Below are 14,339 nucleotides of genomic sequence, written 5' to 3'. Positions count from 1 at the left end.
AACCGCACCGAGACCGAGTCCAGCGCGACCACCTGGGTCTCGCCGTGGCCGTAGACCTTGGAGAGATCCGTGGCGTGGGCCGCCACCGCGGTCGGACGGGCGGCGGTGGGGGCGGGGGTCACGGGGCACTCCTGTCGAGGCTGGTCTGTCACAGCTGGCGCCGTGCGTCCTCACGGGCCAGCCGTGCCCTCCGACGCACGGGCCTCTTCCATGCTGACCGCCGTGCCGAGCGTGACCGTCAACCCCTGTGTCTGCCCTTCCGTCCCGCCACGGTCGGATCGAAGGGTGCCGCGTCATCCTGCGGTATGTCCTCTTTGGATGGTGCACTGCCCGTGCCGGTCGCCGCGGGGTGAGCGTGCCCGGTGTTCGCCGGGAGAGTCGCCCTGCCGTCCTGCCGGGTGCGACCGGGATCGCCACGAGCGCGGTGCGGTGTTCCCAGGGGACCCGTGTTCGTCACGTCCTGGCAGGCTCCGTGCTCGGCCTTTGCCACTGCCGTGAATCAGCGGACTACGGTCATCACCGCCAGCAGTAGCCGAGCGCCCTGTCTCCAAGCCGATGAGCACGAGGACGTGCTGCTTCAGTCGACAAGGCGGGCGGGGCGGCCAGGGGCGTCACCGGCCACTCGGCACTTCTACCTTGCCCCTCACCGGCACGGCGAGCTTCATGGCCGGCGTGTGCTTGAAACGCAAAGTAACGGTTATCGCGCTGCCCACCGGCTGCTTCCCCTTCAGGCCGGTGAACAGGATGTGGGGCCCTCCGTCTTTGAGCTCCAGTTTCCCGTGGGCCGGGATGTCGAACCCGGATACCGGCGCGGCCTTGTCGTCCGCGGAGTCATGAAACTGAACCCCTTCGGCGATGTCCGACGAGACGGAGTCGAGGTGATCGGCAGCGTTACCGCTGTTCTGAATCAAAGCGAAGACAGAGGCCGTTCCCGATCCGGTTTCCGCCATATACATGTCGGACACTCCGAGTTTCGCCGCGGACGGGGTGGAGCCTCCTTCAGCACCCTTCCCATTCCCTTGGCCAGAGCAACCGGTCAAAGCCAGAGCACTCACCACAATGATCGCACTGACGCGAGCAGCCTTGGCGACAAAGGTGTTCATTTTACCGGGACACTTTCACTAAAAGAAGAACGCTCTGACGATTCCAGGCACAGCCACAACTGCCCGGAGATTCCGAGTTCCTGACGAGAGTTCAGGCAGGGTCACCCCTGGCGGTGACACAACCCTAGGGATGACCTCACGCCAACAACCAGCTCCAAAGGTTGACCACTTGAGGGAGAAGGTTGCCAAAAGGCACTGACCGGCGGGGGCTTCATGTATTCGAGAAACGTTCTTCACCGGCCAGCGGAGAGTTTCACACTCCACCCTCCGGCCTGCACGAACTTGCCGGTTGACCATTGGGCACGGAAGTCTTCTTTCGAATACCGAGGCATCTGGTCAACTCTTTTAGGATTACCTGTACGCCATTGGCGACAGCCACATAAATAACGTGGCGTCACCGGCAGTATTTCACTGCGGCACCTGTTTCGCTACGCAAGGAATCTCTGAATGCGAATGTCCGCGACTTCTCGACGTTTCATCGTCGGCCTGTGCACCACCGGGGTGCTCGCCACAGGAATGGCCGGCACCGCCGCCGCGGTCGCCCCGTCCGTTCTGGGCAAGACGCACACACAGTCCCAGAAGACGGGCGCCACCTCGCCCAAGACCGACTCCGGCCTGAGCGCCACCGGCAAACTTTCGGGCGGCGCCTGGTACAAGAACGGCGAGTTCGACATCACCAACAACACGGGGAAGCCGGTCGGCGACTGGACCATCGAGTTCGACCTGGCAGGTTCATCGTCGTTCTCGGTCAACTACGGTGCCGAGGTCAAGAACTCCCACGGCAACCACTGGGTCGTCAAGGCCGGCACTGGTGGCACCGTCCAGCCCGGCCAGAAAGCACAGTTCTCGTTCGGCATCGGGGGAGACGGCAAGAGTGATGTCTCCTTGACGAACACCACGATCAACGGCCAGCCGTTCAGCTTCGACAGTGGAACGAAAGACGCCCAGGACGACAAGAACGTCCCGCTGCCGAAGTCGCTGGAGGCCGGCAAGACCTGGGCTTCCGACTCGACCATCAAGGCCGACCTTCAGGCGAACACATACCCGGGCGGCTCGACGGTCAACGCCAAGATCAGCAATCCGGACCACAAGGCCATCAAGAACTGGACCGTCGCCTACGGCGTCGATCCCGGCACCAAGATCCAGAACCCATGGGGTGCCGACATCAAACTGTCCCAGGACCAGACGATGGTCATCATCCGCGGTACCACTCTCCAGCCCAACGGCGGCGACGGAGGCTCCATCGGCTTCAGCACCCAGTACGACCCCAACGATCCCACCTCCCCGGAAATCAAGGTGAAGGCGGCCAAGAACCCCCACTTGGCCAAGAGCGCGCCCTATGTCGACCCCACCCTGGGCCTCGGGGACGGCACGCTCTCCATCGGCGGCAAGACGGTGAAGATCGCTGACTACCTCAAGCAGACGGGAGCGGATGACGTCACTCTCGCCTTCCTCCAGGCCGACCCCAAGACCAAGGCCGCCTCCTGGGCAGGTTCCTACTCCACTCACAACTACCTGGCCAAGCAGATCAATGAGATCCGGGACGCCGGGCACGATGTCGTGGCCTCGTTCGGCGGGGCGAACGGCACGACCCTGGCACAGGCCAACCAAGACGTCGACAAACTCGCCAAGGACTACGAAGACGTCATCACCCGCTACAAGCTGACCAAGATCGACTTCGATATGGAGGGCAGTGCACAGGGCAACAATGACTACAACAAGCGCAACGGCAAGGCCCTGGCCAAGGTTCAGGAATGGGCCAAGAAGAACAACCAGCACCTGTGGATCAGTGCGACCCTCCCCGTACTCCCCAGCGGCCTCGTGGACGACGGCAAGGGCTCGCTGAAGAGCATGACCGACGCGGGTGTGGACGTATCCCGCGTCAACATCATGCAGATGGACTACGGCGACTCCGCGTACGACCCCAAGAAGGACGGGAGCATGGCCGACGCCTCGATCAAGGCGGGCGAGAACCTCAAGAACCAGCTCAAGGAGTTCTTCCCCAAGAAGAGCGACAAGCAGCTCTACGGCATGATCGGCTTCACCCCCATGATCGGCGTCAACGACACCACGGACGAGATCTTCACGCTCGACGACGCCAAGAAGCTGCGGCAGTGGGCGGACCAGCACGGTGTGGGCATGATGTCGATGTGGTCCGGCGGCCGTGACCAGCCAGGCAGGCCCGGCCCCGACGCCAGCGGTACCCATGAGAAAGCGCTCGCCTTCTCGAAGATCCTGTTCGAGGACCGCACCTGAGTAACGACGCAGTGTTCTTCGGACAAGCGTCACCAACTGGCAGGCAGGAGCGGAGCCGGCTCCCGTTCATCCGGCGGACCAGCCGGGCGACTCATCGCCTGACCGACGCCGGGCCGACCACGGAAATCTGGCATTAACTACATACGCGGTCTTGTCACGCGTGAGCCGCAGCAGCTGATGGACAGCCGCTGCGGCTCACGCGTTGCCCTACTTCAGAAGAGAACCACGGGAGGCTGTGGGACTGGATACCGACGCCGGGCGTACGGGCCGGAAGACCGCACGACTCGGCTCAGTTCACGCAAGGGATTCCGCCCTCCTTGACCGCGTCGCCCGCGAACTCGTCATCGGGCACCGACGGAGGCGAACTCGACGGGGAGGCCGACGGGCTCGAGGCGGCGGCGCCCGGGCCGGTGAAGTCCTTGCCGAGGGTGACCCGGACATGCCCGGCGGGGATGGAGGCGTCAGCAGCGGGGGCGGCGGTCACGCCCAGACGGGCGGCGATCTGCCGGGCCGCGGCCTGGCCGTCCCTGCCATAGGCGACGGTGGTATGCGACCGCGGCACGTCGTTGGAAGTCTGGCCGGCCGTGTAGCCCAGGTCTTTCAGGGCTTTGAGCTCTTCGCCGGCGCCACCGGTCTTGCCGGATCCATTGAGGACGTCCACTGTCGCGGAGGCAGGCTTCGCCGAACCGGAACCGGAGGACTTCCCACCCGGCTTGCCGTCGCCGCCGCTCGGTGACGGGGACGAGCCGCCGAACTCCGCCCGTACCAGTCGCCGTACTTTCTCCACGTCGACGAGCTGCACGTCTTCTTTGTTGCGGGTGGCGGACCCTTCGGTCGGCAGGGTACGGAACTCGACCTTGCCCCCGGTGAGGTTGGTCGCCTGCTGCGAAAAGTCGATCACGTTCAGGCCGCTGTCGATGACCAGATCCTTCTTCACCACTCCGAAGAGCCCCTGCAACTTGCCGAGGTCGTCGAAGACACCCTGTGTCTTGAGCTTGTGGGTGATGGAGGAGAGGAACGCCTGCTGACGGTGGGTACGGTCCAGGTCACCACCGGGCAGGCCGTGCCGCTGACGGACGAAGGCCAGTGCCTGGCGCGGGTTCAGCTTTTGCCGTCCCGCCGGGAAGTCGGCCCCGGAGTACCGGTCCTTCACCGGATGTTTGAGACACACCTCGATGGGCTGGAGTTCCTTGGCGATGTCGTAGAAACCGAGCAGATTGACCTCGGCGAAGTGGTCGATGGGCACACCGAGGAAGTTCTGCACGGTGGCCAGGGTGGCTTCCCGGCCCGCCTCCCGACTCCCGGCCTCCAGCTTCGCGCCGCGTACACCCTGGGCGGAGAGCTTGTCGTGGCGCCCGGCATAGGCGTTGCCGTACGCCTCTTTGATCTTGTGTTTCCCCTGGACCGAGCCGTCGCCGTTGTGGGTCTCGACGTAGTCGTCGCGGGGTATGGAGAACGCCTGAACCTTGCCCCCGTCAGCGGGTATGTGCATCAGGATCAGGGTGTTGGTGTTGTAGTAGCCGATCTTGCTGGAACCCGCGTGGAGTTGGTCCTGGACGAACTCCTTGGGCAGGTCGTTCCCGTCCATATCCTTGCGTGAATCGAGACCGATCAGCAAAAGATTGACGGAGTTGTCGAGATGCTTCGGCGCGTGCTTGCGCACCGCGTCGAGCGCGTCGGACGTCATGAGGTTGCCTTCAAGCCAGTGATAGGCGGCCCAGGCGACCGTGCTGGTCGCCAGCACGGTGAAGGACACAGCGCTTACTACGACCCTTCCGACGATGGCCCTCCTGGGGGTACGTCTGCCGGTCCTGGCGCCGCGCCGCCGTCCGGCGGCCTTCCTCCGCGCGCGCCCTCCAGTACCCGCTCGATGGTCACGCACCGCCTATTTCCTCACGTTCTGCTGGTTCCGGAACCGGCGTACCGCCAGCACCGAGACCACCGCGGCCTCGGCCATGGCCATCGCCGGGAAGGCGTCGATCGCCCAATGCACCGCCGCGGTGCCGAGCCCCTTGCCCTGGAGGCTCGTCCTCCCTGTCGCCTGTTCGGCGATCACCGTGATCAGAGCCACCGCTATCGGCGGTGCGCACACCACCCACCAGGCCTCCGCACGCGAGCACTTGAACGCGGTCGCAGCGGCTCCGGCAGCCGCGGCGAGCACGAAAAGCACCCCCGGTGACGCGCCGGTCAGTCCGTCCACGAACGCGCCCAGCACGGGCAGCGCCAGCCCGATGAAGGCGGCACTCGCAGCTTCCGCCGGATCGCGCGTCCGTGCGGTACGTCCGCGCCTCCGTGCCCCGCTCGCCGCGCGTCCCCGCGAGGCCGACGCATGGCGCGACTGCTGCGGTACCCGCGCGCGGGATGAGGGCGCGGCCCGACCCCGGCCTGTCATGGACGCTCCGAATTACATAGTTGGGCATCTGGCGAGTGATTGAAGTGACCCATACGGATATATGGCAGAGATTCTCTGTTTCCGATCTTACGTTCCACACCACGGTCCGCTCATCACGAGGCCGGGCAGCCACGCTCCCAAGAGAAGGAGAGAAGGACCTCCACCCAAGGGAGAACCCGGCCGTCATGGCATCGGGCACATCAGCCTCTTCTCCGGTCCGGCAGCAATTACGTGACACTCTTCGCATGCACGCCCGGGGGAAGCAGGAATGCGCGGTCGTCGGCGTCGTATTCATACAGTCCGGCGTAGCGGCCCCAGGCACTGACTGTCCGGTTCTGGAAACCGGCCTGCTCGGTGAAATGTCCGCGGCAATCACCGCACAGGCCGAGCAGCTCACGAAGGGACGCGCGAAGCGCGGAGAAGGACCACAACCGCCTTCGCGTGCTGACTTCGTGTTTCGGTGAGGTAATCCTGGACGAAAAAATCAAGGACTACCTCGGACGAGGGTACGACTGCGTGGAACGGTTCAGCGTTGCAGAGAACGTTCATATACGGAAAGGGCGATTGGAGATCAAAGATCCGCTCTTGAGGACAGGCGGTAGGCCAAAGGTGGATCCCGAATGTCCCACCGATGACAGTTTCATCGATGAAGCCGCGAAACCCCGCCTGACGTTTGACACGGCATCCACGGATTACCCATGATCAATATCGGAATCCATGGCCGAAGCCGACGACACGTCAGGCGCATGGCCAGGGAATTCCCGCAGGCCCCGGCAGTCGATGAGCCTTCTCCTCTCCCGTAGAAGTGCGCGATCTGCAAACGGATTTCCCCCCTCGGACAAACTCAGAAGAAGGAAGGGCGGATGGCAACCTATCTGTCTCCCGGCGTGTTCGTAGAAGAGAGCGCAGGCGGCTCTCGGCCGGTGGAGGGCGTCGGCACGGCCGTGGCCGCTTTCGTCGGCTTCGCCGATCAGGGCCCGCTGAACGAGCCGGTGCGCATCACCAACTGGGGCCAGTTCAACAAGACTTTCGGTGAATTCGCCGACGGGTACTATCTCGCGCACTCGGTCTACGGCTACTTCGCCAATGGCGGCGGCACCTGCTACGTCGTCCGCGTCGGCGGCCAGTCGACCGGCAGCGAGGACGCCGTCGAAGGCAGCCAGCCCACGGCTGTCGCGCCAGCTCAGGTTCTCGGCGGCTTCCGCGTGGCGGCCCTGCCAGCCGCCACCGACCGCAACATCTCGGTGGACGTGCAGCGCAAGCCCGGCGACCCGAAGGCCAAGCGAGCAGCAGCCGGCGCCACCGACAAGGCCAAGGCCGCCAAGGACGGTGCCACCTCGCCGGAGGGCACGGACGGCGACCTCTTCGTCTTCACCGTCAAGGTCGACGGCTCCCCCACCGAGTCCTTCGAGGTCTCCGCTGAGAAGACCTCGCCCGCGTACGTGGTCACGCAGGTCAAGGAGCGTTCCAAGTTCGTCCTGGTGGAGGAGGCTCCCGCCGTCACGGGTGCCGCGCTCGCGCTTCCCGAGTCCTCCACGCTGGCGCTGCGTTCCACCCCGGCCGCCGAGGGCGTGGGACCCGAGACCGCCGCGAAGAACGTCGTCGGGCGCTACGTCGGCAAGGTCAACGACCGTTCCGGTCTCTCCGGCCTCGAAGCCATCGACGACATCACCATGGTCGTCGCCCCGGACCTGATGGCCGCCTATCAGAACGGCGCCGTCAGCCGCGAGCAGGTCAAAGCCATCCAGATGGCCATGATCAACCACTGCGAGAACATGGCCAACCGCATGGCCATCATCGACCCGCTTCCCGACATGGGACCCACCGAGGTCCACGAGTGGCGCCAGAATGAGGCGGGGTTCGACTCCAAGTACGCCGCCCTGTACTACCCGTGGATCCAGGTAGCCGACCCGTCCACGGGCAAGGGCTTCCTGATGCCCCCCTCCGGCCATGTCGCCGGCCTGTGGGCCCGCAACGACGAGGCCCGCGGCGTACACAAGGCTCCGGCCAACGAGGTCCTGCGCGGTGCCCTGGACCTCGGTATCCAGGTCACCAAGGGTGAGCAGGAGCTGCTCAACCCCGCGGGCGTCAACTGCATCCGCAGCTTCCCCGGCCGAGGCATCCGCGTGTGGGGTGCTCGCACCCTCTCCAGCGACCCGGCATGGCGCTACCTGAACGTCCGACGCCTCTTCAACTACCTTGAGGAATCGGTCTACCTGGGCTCGCAGTGGGTGGTATTCGAACCCAACGACGAGCGGCTCTGGTCCACTATTCGCCGCAACATCTCCGCGTTCCTCACGAATGAATGGCGCAACGGTGCTCTCTTCGGCAGCACACCGGAGGAGGCCTTCTACGTCAAGTGTGACGCGGAGACCAACCCGCCCGAGGTGATCGATGCGGGTCAGGTCATCTGTGAAATCGGCGTGGCGCCCGTGAAGCCGGCCGAGTTCGTGGTGTTCCGGATTGCACAGGAATCAGCATCGGGCTCTTCCGGAGAATGATCCGACTTCTCACCTGAGCAACATAAAATCGAGACAGGGGTTCAAGGAAAATGGCAGAGAACAACGGCTCCGTATACCGCACAGATACCTTCGAGTTCCAGATGGATGGGATCACCATCTCAACCCTCAAGAAGATCGACGGGCTGACCATGGAGGTCGAGACGACGACCGAAAAGGTCACGGACGGCACGGGTAAGATCATTACGCAGACGGCCGCTGGGTCCCAGAAGCCGCCCGCGATCTCCCTGACCCGGGGGATGGCCAAGGCTGATGCGCTGACTGAGTGGCTGAAGAAGTCCACCACCAGCCCGGCTGACGAGGCGAAGAAGAACGTCAGCATCACCTACAAGACGGCTGACGGCAAGGACAAGATCACGTGGGACCTCAAGGGTGCCTGGGTGAGCTCGTACAAGCCCGGCTCCCTCGACGTGACGAACGGGCAGCCGCTTGATGAGACCTTCACCATCACGTGTGACGAGGTCACGATCAAGTGAGGCGTGGGCGCATAGCCGTAGAGCCGCAGGCAACTCTCCCGGCAGCCCCGTCGGTTGACGCACCCGTGCCTTCCCCGGAGGCCGCAGGCCCGCGGATCGGGTCTGCGGCTCTCCGTACCGAATTCCCCTTCACGCTGCCGCGCGGCTACGTGGACCGGAAGGGAGAGGTGCACCGGGAAGGTGTGATGCGCCTTGCCACGGCCCGCGATGAGCTCCTGCCGCTCAGCGACCTCCGAGTCCGGGACAACCCGGCGTATCTGTCGATCGTCCTGCTGAGCCGACTTATCACCCGGCTCGGCACCCTGACGGACATCGACGCGGACATCGTGGAGCAGTTCTTCGCCGTCGATCTCGCTTTCCTCCAGAAGTTCTACGAGAAGATCAACCTGGACGGCACAGCGCTCGCTTCGACCGTGTGCCCGGACTGCCACCACGAGTTCAACGTGGACATGGGGAGCCGCCTGGGGGAATGAGGGTGTACGCGGCCGAAGACCTGAAGTCCGAGATCGCGTACATCGCTTATCACTTCCACTGGCCGCACAGTGAGTTGATCGACTTGGACCACGTGCAGCGTCGTGACTACATACGCCAGATCACACACATCAATCAGCGTCTTACAGACGGGAACTAAAGAGTATGCAGCACCGGATCACCCGCGTCAGCCGTGAAGAGGACTGGGCCAGCGCCCCGACCGATACGGCACAGCGGGTTCCGGTGGTGCTGCCCCAGAAGATACGTGTGATCACAGGTGGTGTACGCCCTGTCACCGAGGTCGCTCGCGTCACCGACTTGCTTCCCTCGTTCCAGGATCATCGGTTCTGCGGCGAACTCCCGACTCTGATCTCCCCGGAGCCGCCGCTGGTGTTCCAGCCGCGGCCGGGTCAGTGGGACGCATCGCTGCTGAAGTACCGCCCGGCCGCTCAGCTTTATTGGCGGTCCTCTCAGCAGCGTCCGGGAGACGAGGCGTCGGCCGAGAAGGCGGAAGCGACACCGCCCGCGCGGTCAATGACCGTGGTCCCGGCGGCCACCATGGACGCCGAGGCCACGGCCAGCGGCCTCCCCTCAGAGTCGCAGGCGACATCGAACCTGGAGGCAGGTCATCGCCATCGTCGGTTCGGACGTCGCCGTCGCCCGGCACGCTCAGCCGACAACACCTCACAGCTACGTCGTTCCAAGGAGCCCACCACCGGCGCCCCGATGCCGTCCTCCGAGACGGCGGTTTCCGCCGCCGAAAGGCGGCACTCGCAGCCCACGAGCACTCACACAGCACTGCCAGAGGCGGCCGTCGAGCCCCTGTCTTCGCGAGAGAGCGCGACATGGGACGAATCCCGACCGGGTTCAGCGCCGCGCTCACAGGGTTACCAGGAAGCCACTCTCACCAGAACGGCGACCGATGACTGTGCGAGCACCGCGTCCATGCGAGGCGCTGGCACAGCGGCAGCCGACGAGAGCCAGGCAGCCCCGTGGCGACTGGTTCGCCGGGTCGCGTCCCTGTCTCTCCTTCCTGAACGGCTGCGCGGTGGACGGGCTCACGCCATTGGGCCCAGGGCGGCTGAGGCCGACACCAAAACGTCCGCGGACAACCAGCGCATGACCCGTAGGAAGGACAGTGCCCCGGTAACGCACACCGCCGTGCGCGAAGGGGCGCATCCGGCACCACGAACCACCGACGACGACAGCTTTCCCGGAGCCTTCAAGCACTCCGCACCGGTCACCGTTCCCTCGACCGGCCAAGCAGGTCCGCTCGTGCGCCTCCCCGCATCAGATGAACGCCCCTCGTCCGCCCGCTCGACGCGGCCGGAGCAGGCGACCCGCGCGACAGCGGGGAAGCCCGCTCCCGCGAGGCGCTTTATCCGTGCCGCTCTCACCGCCGTGGCATGGCGAGGACATGAAGGCCTGCCCGCTTGCGACGGCGAGCAGACGACTACGAACGAGCCCGCCACGTCACGTGGCCCCGCTACCGAGCGCCCGGCAACACAGGTCATCGCGCGGGGCGCTACGCGTTCCTTGTCCCCGCTCCTCAACGCCATGACGCGTCCGAGGTCGCTGCGCCGGCTCTCCCGTCCCTCATTCGACGGCACGGACACACATGTCGAGCCTGTCAGAGTCACTGTGACTGGGGCGGCCGAACCTGCCCATGACACTTCCGCCACCGCGGCCGAGAGCGCCCCGCTCGCCGGCAGCACCGCTGCCGCCGCCGTGTCCTCCCTCGATCAGGTCCGCCCCGCAAGCGAACCCAGCGCGGGAAACGTGGCTTCCGACGCCCGCTCAGAATCGCGACCTGCCAAGCGCGCCGCGAGGGCGGGATCCTCGCACGCCGACACGTCGCCGGCCGTGGCCAAGCCGAGTCCTTCCTCGCCCCGGGTGCCGGTGCGCCAGGCGTCTGCCGAAGAGGCACGGCAGCAGCCCACGACCGACGGCCCGAACGTACCGGCCGCCATTCCCGGCGCCAACGCCCCGACACCCCCGGATGCGCTCGGTGGCCTCAACCGTCCCGAGAGCCCTGCCCACTCCGGCACTGACGAGTCGGCGCCGTCGCATCACCACCGATCGGCCGACAGCATCACGTCAGCTAGCGCCTCTGGTGGCGCTGACGTAGAACGACACAGCACTGACCACGCGCACGAGGACAGAACCCACGTCCCGTCCGTGGAGTCCTCCACGCTCCCCCCGGCGCGACCCGCGCCGCCGTCCCCGGGTGCCAATGTGCCCGAGGAGACGCGGCAGCGGAGTTCCCGTCGCACAGCGAATGGCGAAGCCACGACCGCGGCCGACGGCCGTGTGTCGCGGCACCAGCTCGCACCTCTCCAGTTCGAGGATTCGGTGGCCTCCCCCGTCGGCCAGATGCCTCTCGTCCGGCAGATCGGTGTCGATGCCTTGGCGTCCCGCCACGAGCACAGTGAAAACGACAGGCCCGAGCTGCCCCGTTCCGCCAGTGCTGGCCAAACATCTCTTCCCAGCCGACCGGTCGAAGAGGTTGCGGCCGCTCAGAGCACGTCACCGGCGAAGCGGACCACAGCTCCGCTGAAGAGTGGCGCCCCTCAGGAGAAACAGCAGCCCGCGGAGTCCCGTGCCACGGTCGGCGACCAGAGCACGGTGCAGGACAGCGACAGCTCTCCCCGGGAACAGAAGCGGAAGCATGTCTCAAGCTCCCGGCCGGAGCCGTCACGAGCCCCCGGGGCGGCTCCTGAGAACGCTCCCGGGAACGAGGGAACATCAGCGGAGAACCCGCTTCCTTCCGACGCAGCGTGGCCGAAGCAGACCATCCATATGGCGACGAGAGGAATCGCCTCTGCGAGGCGCTTCGTTCGTGCCGTCCTTGACTCCGTGACCGGACGCAGGGCCAGCTCGGGTCCGCCTGCTCACGATGGCGAGCAGGCAGCCACGGACGAGCTCGCCGCGTCACACGGCCCCGGCCCCGAACGCCGAGAAGTACCGGGCGCAGCGCGGGCCGCCGAACATCCCTCCGCCCGGGTAATGGGCGACAAGGCACGACCGGAGTCACAGCACCGGCTGCCCCAACCCGTCTCCGACGGCACGGACGCGCGTGCCAAGGCCATCAGGGGCGCTGCCGGCAAGCCAGTCGCGGCGAAGCCGACCGGGCCCCTGTCCCCGGCGCCGATGAACGAGGCGCCAGCTGGGCAAGGATGGCAGCATCCCGCAACCAACGGCGCGGCATGGGCAACCGGTCACCGTACCGACGCTCCGACATCTCCTGACACGCCCGGCGACCTCACCGTGGCGGAGAGCTCTGTTCCCTCCGGTACGGGGGGCAAGGCGGCAACATCCCGCCCGAGTCGGCCGATCGACGGCATGACAACGACGGACACAGCCTGCGACGCTGATCCACGACAGCCCGACGCCGACCACGCGAGCGAGGACGAACCCCACGTCCCGGCCGTGGCGTCCTCCACGCCTGCCCAAGCGCGGCCCACGCCTCCCCCGGGGGCTGGTGTGCCCGGGCAGTCGGAGCAGCATGCTTCGTCGCACGCGGTGGAGAACGAAGCGGGGCATGCTGCCGAAGGCGGCGCATCGCGAAGCCGTGTCGCGTCCCTCCGATTCGAGGAGCCGATGGATTCCTCCGCCGAGGGTCTGCCTCTCGTCCAGGGCGACGGCACCACCCCTTCCGAGTCCCGTCACAAGCGGCATGACAGCGCCGGGCCGAGGGCGGTCGGTTCTTCTGATAGCGGCCACGCGACTCTTCCCGGCCAGCCGGCCGACGAGGTTGCTGCCCAGAACACGTCACTGGCGAAGCAGTCCACCACTCAGGTGGGGGGCCATCGTCCTCTCGAGGAACGGCAGCACGCCGGACCACGATCCACAGCCGAGTCGGCCAGTGACGTGCCCCTCCGGGAACACGCTTCCGGCTCCCGGCACGAACCGTTTCGAACTCCCAGGCCGCCGCTCGGAAACCCCGGGGTAGACCACGTAGCAGCGGACGGCCCTCACACGGTGAATGACGGCAAGACCGTACCCGCCCCGAGGCATGCTGCGGTCACGGCGCCGGACGACACACACGAGAACTCCGAGCGGCAGACGCCGCCCACCGCGGCAGACCACGCGAATACTCCCAACACCGTTCCCAGCAGCCACAGCAGGGAAGAGGGACAGACCGCGCCCCTGATCCTCGAGGACCCGGTACGCCCTGCCGCTCAGTACGTTGCCCGCCGCGGCACCGTCACTCGGGAAGCCGAGGACCGGAACCACCCCGACGAGCAGACAGCGTTCACTGCTCAGGCCTCCGGCAGCCGACGGACGTCTCATTCCACTCCCTCCGTGTCCAGACACAGCACGCACGACGAGCCGCAGCCCGCCGACGCGCTGCGACCTGTTGCCCGAACCGCGGCAGAGCAGGAGGAGGGCAAGGAGGGCAAGGACTCCAGCCGGATGGCGCAACCCGGGCCGACGCCGGACGTCAATGTCCCGAAGCCGACGCACCACACGTCGCGGGACGGCCGGACGGCGTCCCGGGATCGGACGGTCGCAGGTGCTGTGGAACCCGACGTCGTCCAGGCCGCCGCCTCGACAGCACCGTGTCCAGGCCAGCCGTACGATCACGCGCCGGGTGGCAACGCCCGAGGAGAACACGGCGCAGGCGCCGATGCCACGGCGACGGCCGACCGCTCTTCACGTGTTCGCCGGAACGCCCGTCCTGCCGCGGCTCCCGCTGCCGACGTCAGCGAGGCCGCCGTAGCAGACGGACACGTCCGCCCGCCCGGTGGAGAGCTCGTGAACAGCACGGCCGCCCAGCGCCTCCTCTTCGCGAAGCGGAGCCGAACCAACCCGCCGGCCTCGGCACGCCAGAGCGATGCGGAGGCCCCGGACGCATCGGCCGACACGGCCAGCGTGCCGCAGGGTGCCACAGCGCGGCTTACCGTGGCCGCGGATCAGGGTGCCGATCGTCAGGACTCGCGAGGCACGCCGAGGAAGCGCCGGTCGCAGGCCGCTGTCGAGACCAGCGCAACCGTCCGTGGCGAATCCCTGCTGCCTCCGCGTCCCCACGAACAGGCACGGCCCGCAGCCAAGCGTCTCCCCCTGGCGTCGGGGAACGGCGAGGACGGCCTCTCGGTCGTCAAGCGCGATACCGTCCGAA

General features: G+C 66.4%; 8 protein-coding genes and 1 pseudogene. 5 read left to right on the top strand and 4 right to left on the bottom strand.

Annotation, left to right across the window (positions count from 1 at the left end; genetic code table 11):
- Positions 1–122: pseudogene (locus ACWD4A_RS29815) on the bottom strand (ABC transporter ATP-binding protein); the annotation flags it as partial.
- Positions 123–611: 489 nt separating this feature from the next.
- Positions 612–1,103: a copper chaperone PCu(A)C gene (locus ACWD4A_RS29810; protein WP_451198681.1), complete on the bottom strand. Its 492-nt coding sequence runs from the start codon at positions 1,101–1,103 to the stop codon at positions 612–614.
- A 453-nt stretch (positions 1,104–1,556) separates the two neighbouring features.
- Here ACWD4A_RS29810 and ACWD4A_RS29805 point away from each other — a divergent pair, with 453 nt between their 5' ends.
- Positions 1,557–3,359: a cellulose binding domain-containing protein gene (locus ACWD4A_RS29805; protein ID WP_451198679.1), complete on the top strand. Its 1,803-nt coding sequence runs from the start codon at positions 1,557–1,559 to the stop codon at positions 3,357–3,359.
- Between the two features lie 289 nt (positions 3,360–3,648).
- Here the strand turns inward: ACWD4A_RS29805 and ACWD4A_RS29800 are convergent, their stop codons facing one another.
- Positions 3,649–5,115, bottom strand: a complete 1,467-nt coding sequence (locus ACWD4A_RS29800; RefSeq protein ID WP_451198678.1) for an LCP family protein — start codon at positions 5,113–5,115, stop codon at positions 3,649–3,651.
- A 129-nt stretch (positions 5,116–5,244) separates the two neighbouring features.
- Positions 5,245–5,751: a DUF6542 domain-containing protein gene (locus tag ACWD4A_RS29795; protein ID WP_451198677.1), complete on the bottom strand. Its 507-nt coding sequence runs from the start codon at positions 5,749–5,751 to the stop codon at positions 5,245–5,247.
- Between the two features lie 863 nt (positions 5,752–6,614).
- Here ACWD4A_RS29795 and ACWD4A_RS29790 point away from each other — a divergent pair.
- The 4 genes from ACWD4A_RS29790 (at position 6,615) to ACWD4A_RS29775 (ending at position 9,377) form a co-directional block, all read left to right on the top strand.
- Positions 6,615–8,252, top strand: coding sequence for a phage tail sheath subtilisin-like domain-containing protein (locus tag ACWD4A_RS29790; protein WP_451198675.1), 1,638 nt, complete (start codon positions 6,615–6,617; stop codon positions 8,250–8,252).
- A 50-nt stretch (positions 8,253–8,302) separates the two neighbouring features.
- The gene (locus ACWD4A_RS29785; protein ID WP_451198674.1) at positions 8,303–8,746 is read left to right on the top strand and encodes a phage tail protein; all 444 of its coding nucleotides are present in this window, start codon (positions 8,303–8,305) and stop codon (positions 8,744–8,746) included.
- A 185-nt stretch (positions 8,747–8,931) separates the two neighbouring features.
- Positions 8,932–9,219, top strand: coding sequence for a hypothetical protein (locus ACWD4A_RS29780; RefSeq protein ID WP_451198672.1), 288 nt, complete (start codon positions 8,932–8,934; stop codon positions 9,217–9,219).
- Positions 9,216–9,377, top strand: coding sequence for a DUF6760 family protein (locus tag ACWD4A_RS29775; protein WP_451198671.1), 162 nt, complete (start codon positions 9,216–9,218; stop codon positions 9,375–9,377). The genes ACWD4A_RS29780 and ACWD4A_RS29775 overlap by 4 nt, the downstream gene beginning before the upstream one ends.
- Positions 9,378–14,339: the final 4,962 nt, after the last annotated feature.

The organism is Streptomyces sp. NPDC002537, from assembly GCF_053594975.1.
This window is presented reverse-complemented; position numbering and strand designations above follow the sequence as displayed.

Excerpts from the sequence above, each read along its gene's own strand:
- ACWD4A_RS29795 (WP_451198677.1), bottom strand. The coding sequence starts at position 5,751 with ATGACAGGCCGGGGTCGGGCCGCGCCCTCATCCCGCGCGCGGGTACCG.
- ACWD4A_RS29785 (WP_451198674.1), top strand. The coding sequence starts at position 8,303 with ATGGCAGAGAACAACGGCTCCGTATACCGCACAGATACCTTCGAGTTC.
- ACWD4A_RS29775 (WP_451198671.1), top strand. The coding sequence starts at position 9,216 with ATGAGGGTGTACGCGGCCGAAGACCTGAAGTCCGAGATCGCGTACATC.
- ACWD4A_RS29790 (WP_451198675.1), top strand. The coding sequence starts at position 6,615 with ATGGCAACCTATCTGTCTCCCGGCGTGTTCGTAGAAGAGAGCGCAGGC.
- ACWD4A_RS29805 (WP_451198679.1), top strand. The coding sequence starts at position 1,557 with ATGTCCGCGACTTCTCGACGTTTCATCGTCGGCCTGTGCACCACCGGG.
- ACWD4A_RS29780 (WP_451198672.1), top strand. The coding sequence starts at position 8,932 with ATGCGCCTTGCCACGGCCCGCGATGAGCTCCTGCCGCTCAGCGACCTC.
- ACWD4A_RS29810 (WP_451198681.1), bottom strand. The coding sequence starts at position 1,103 with ATGAACACCTTTGTCGCCAAGGCTGCTCGCGTCAGTGCGATCATTGTG.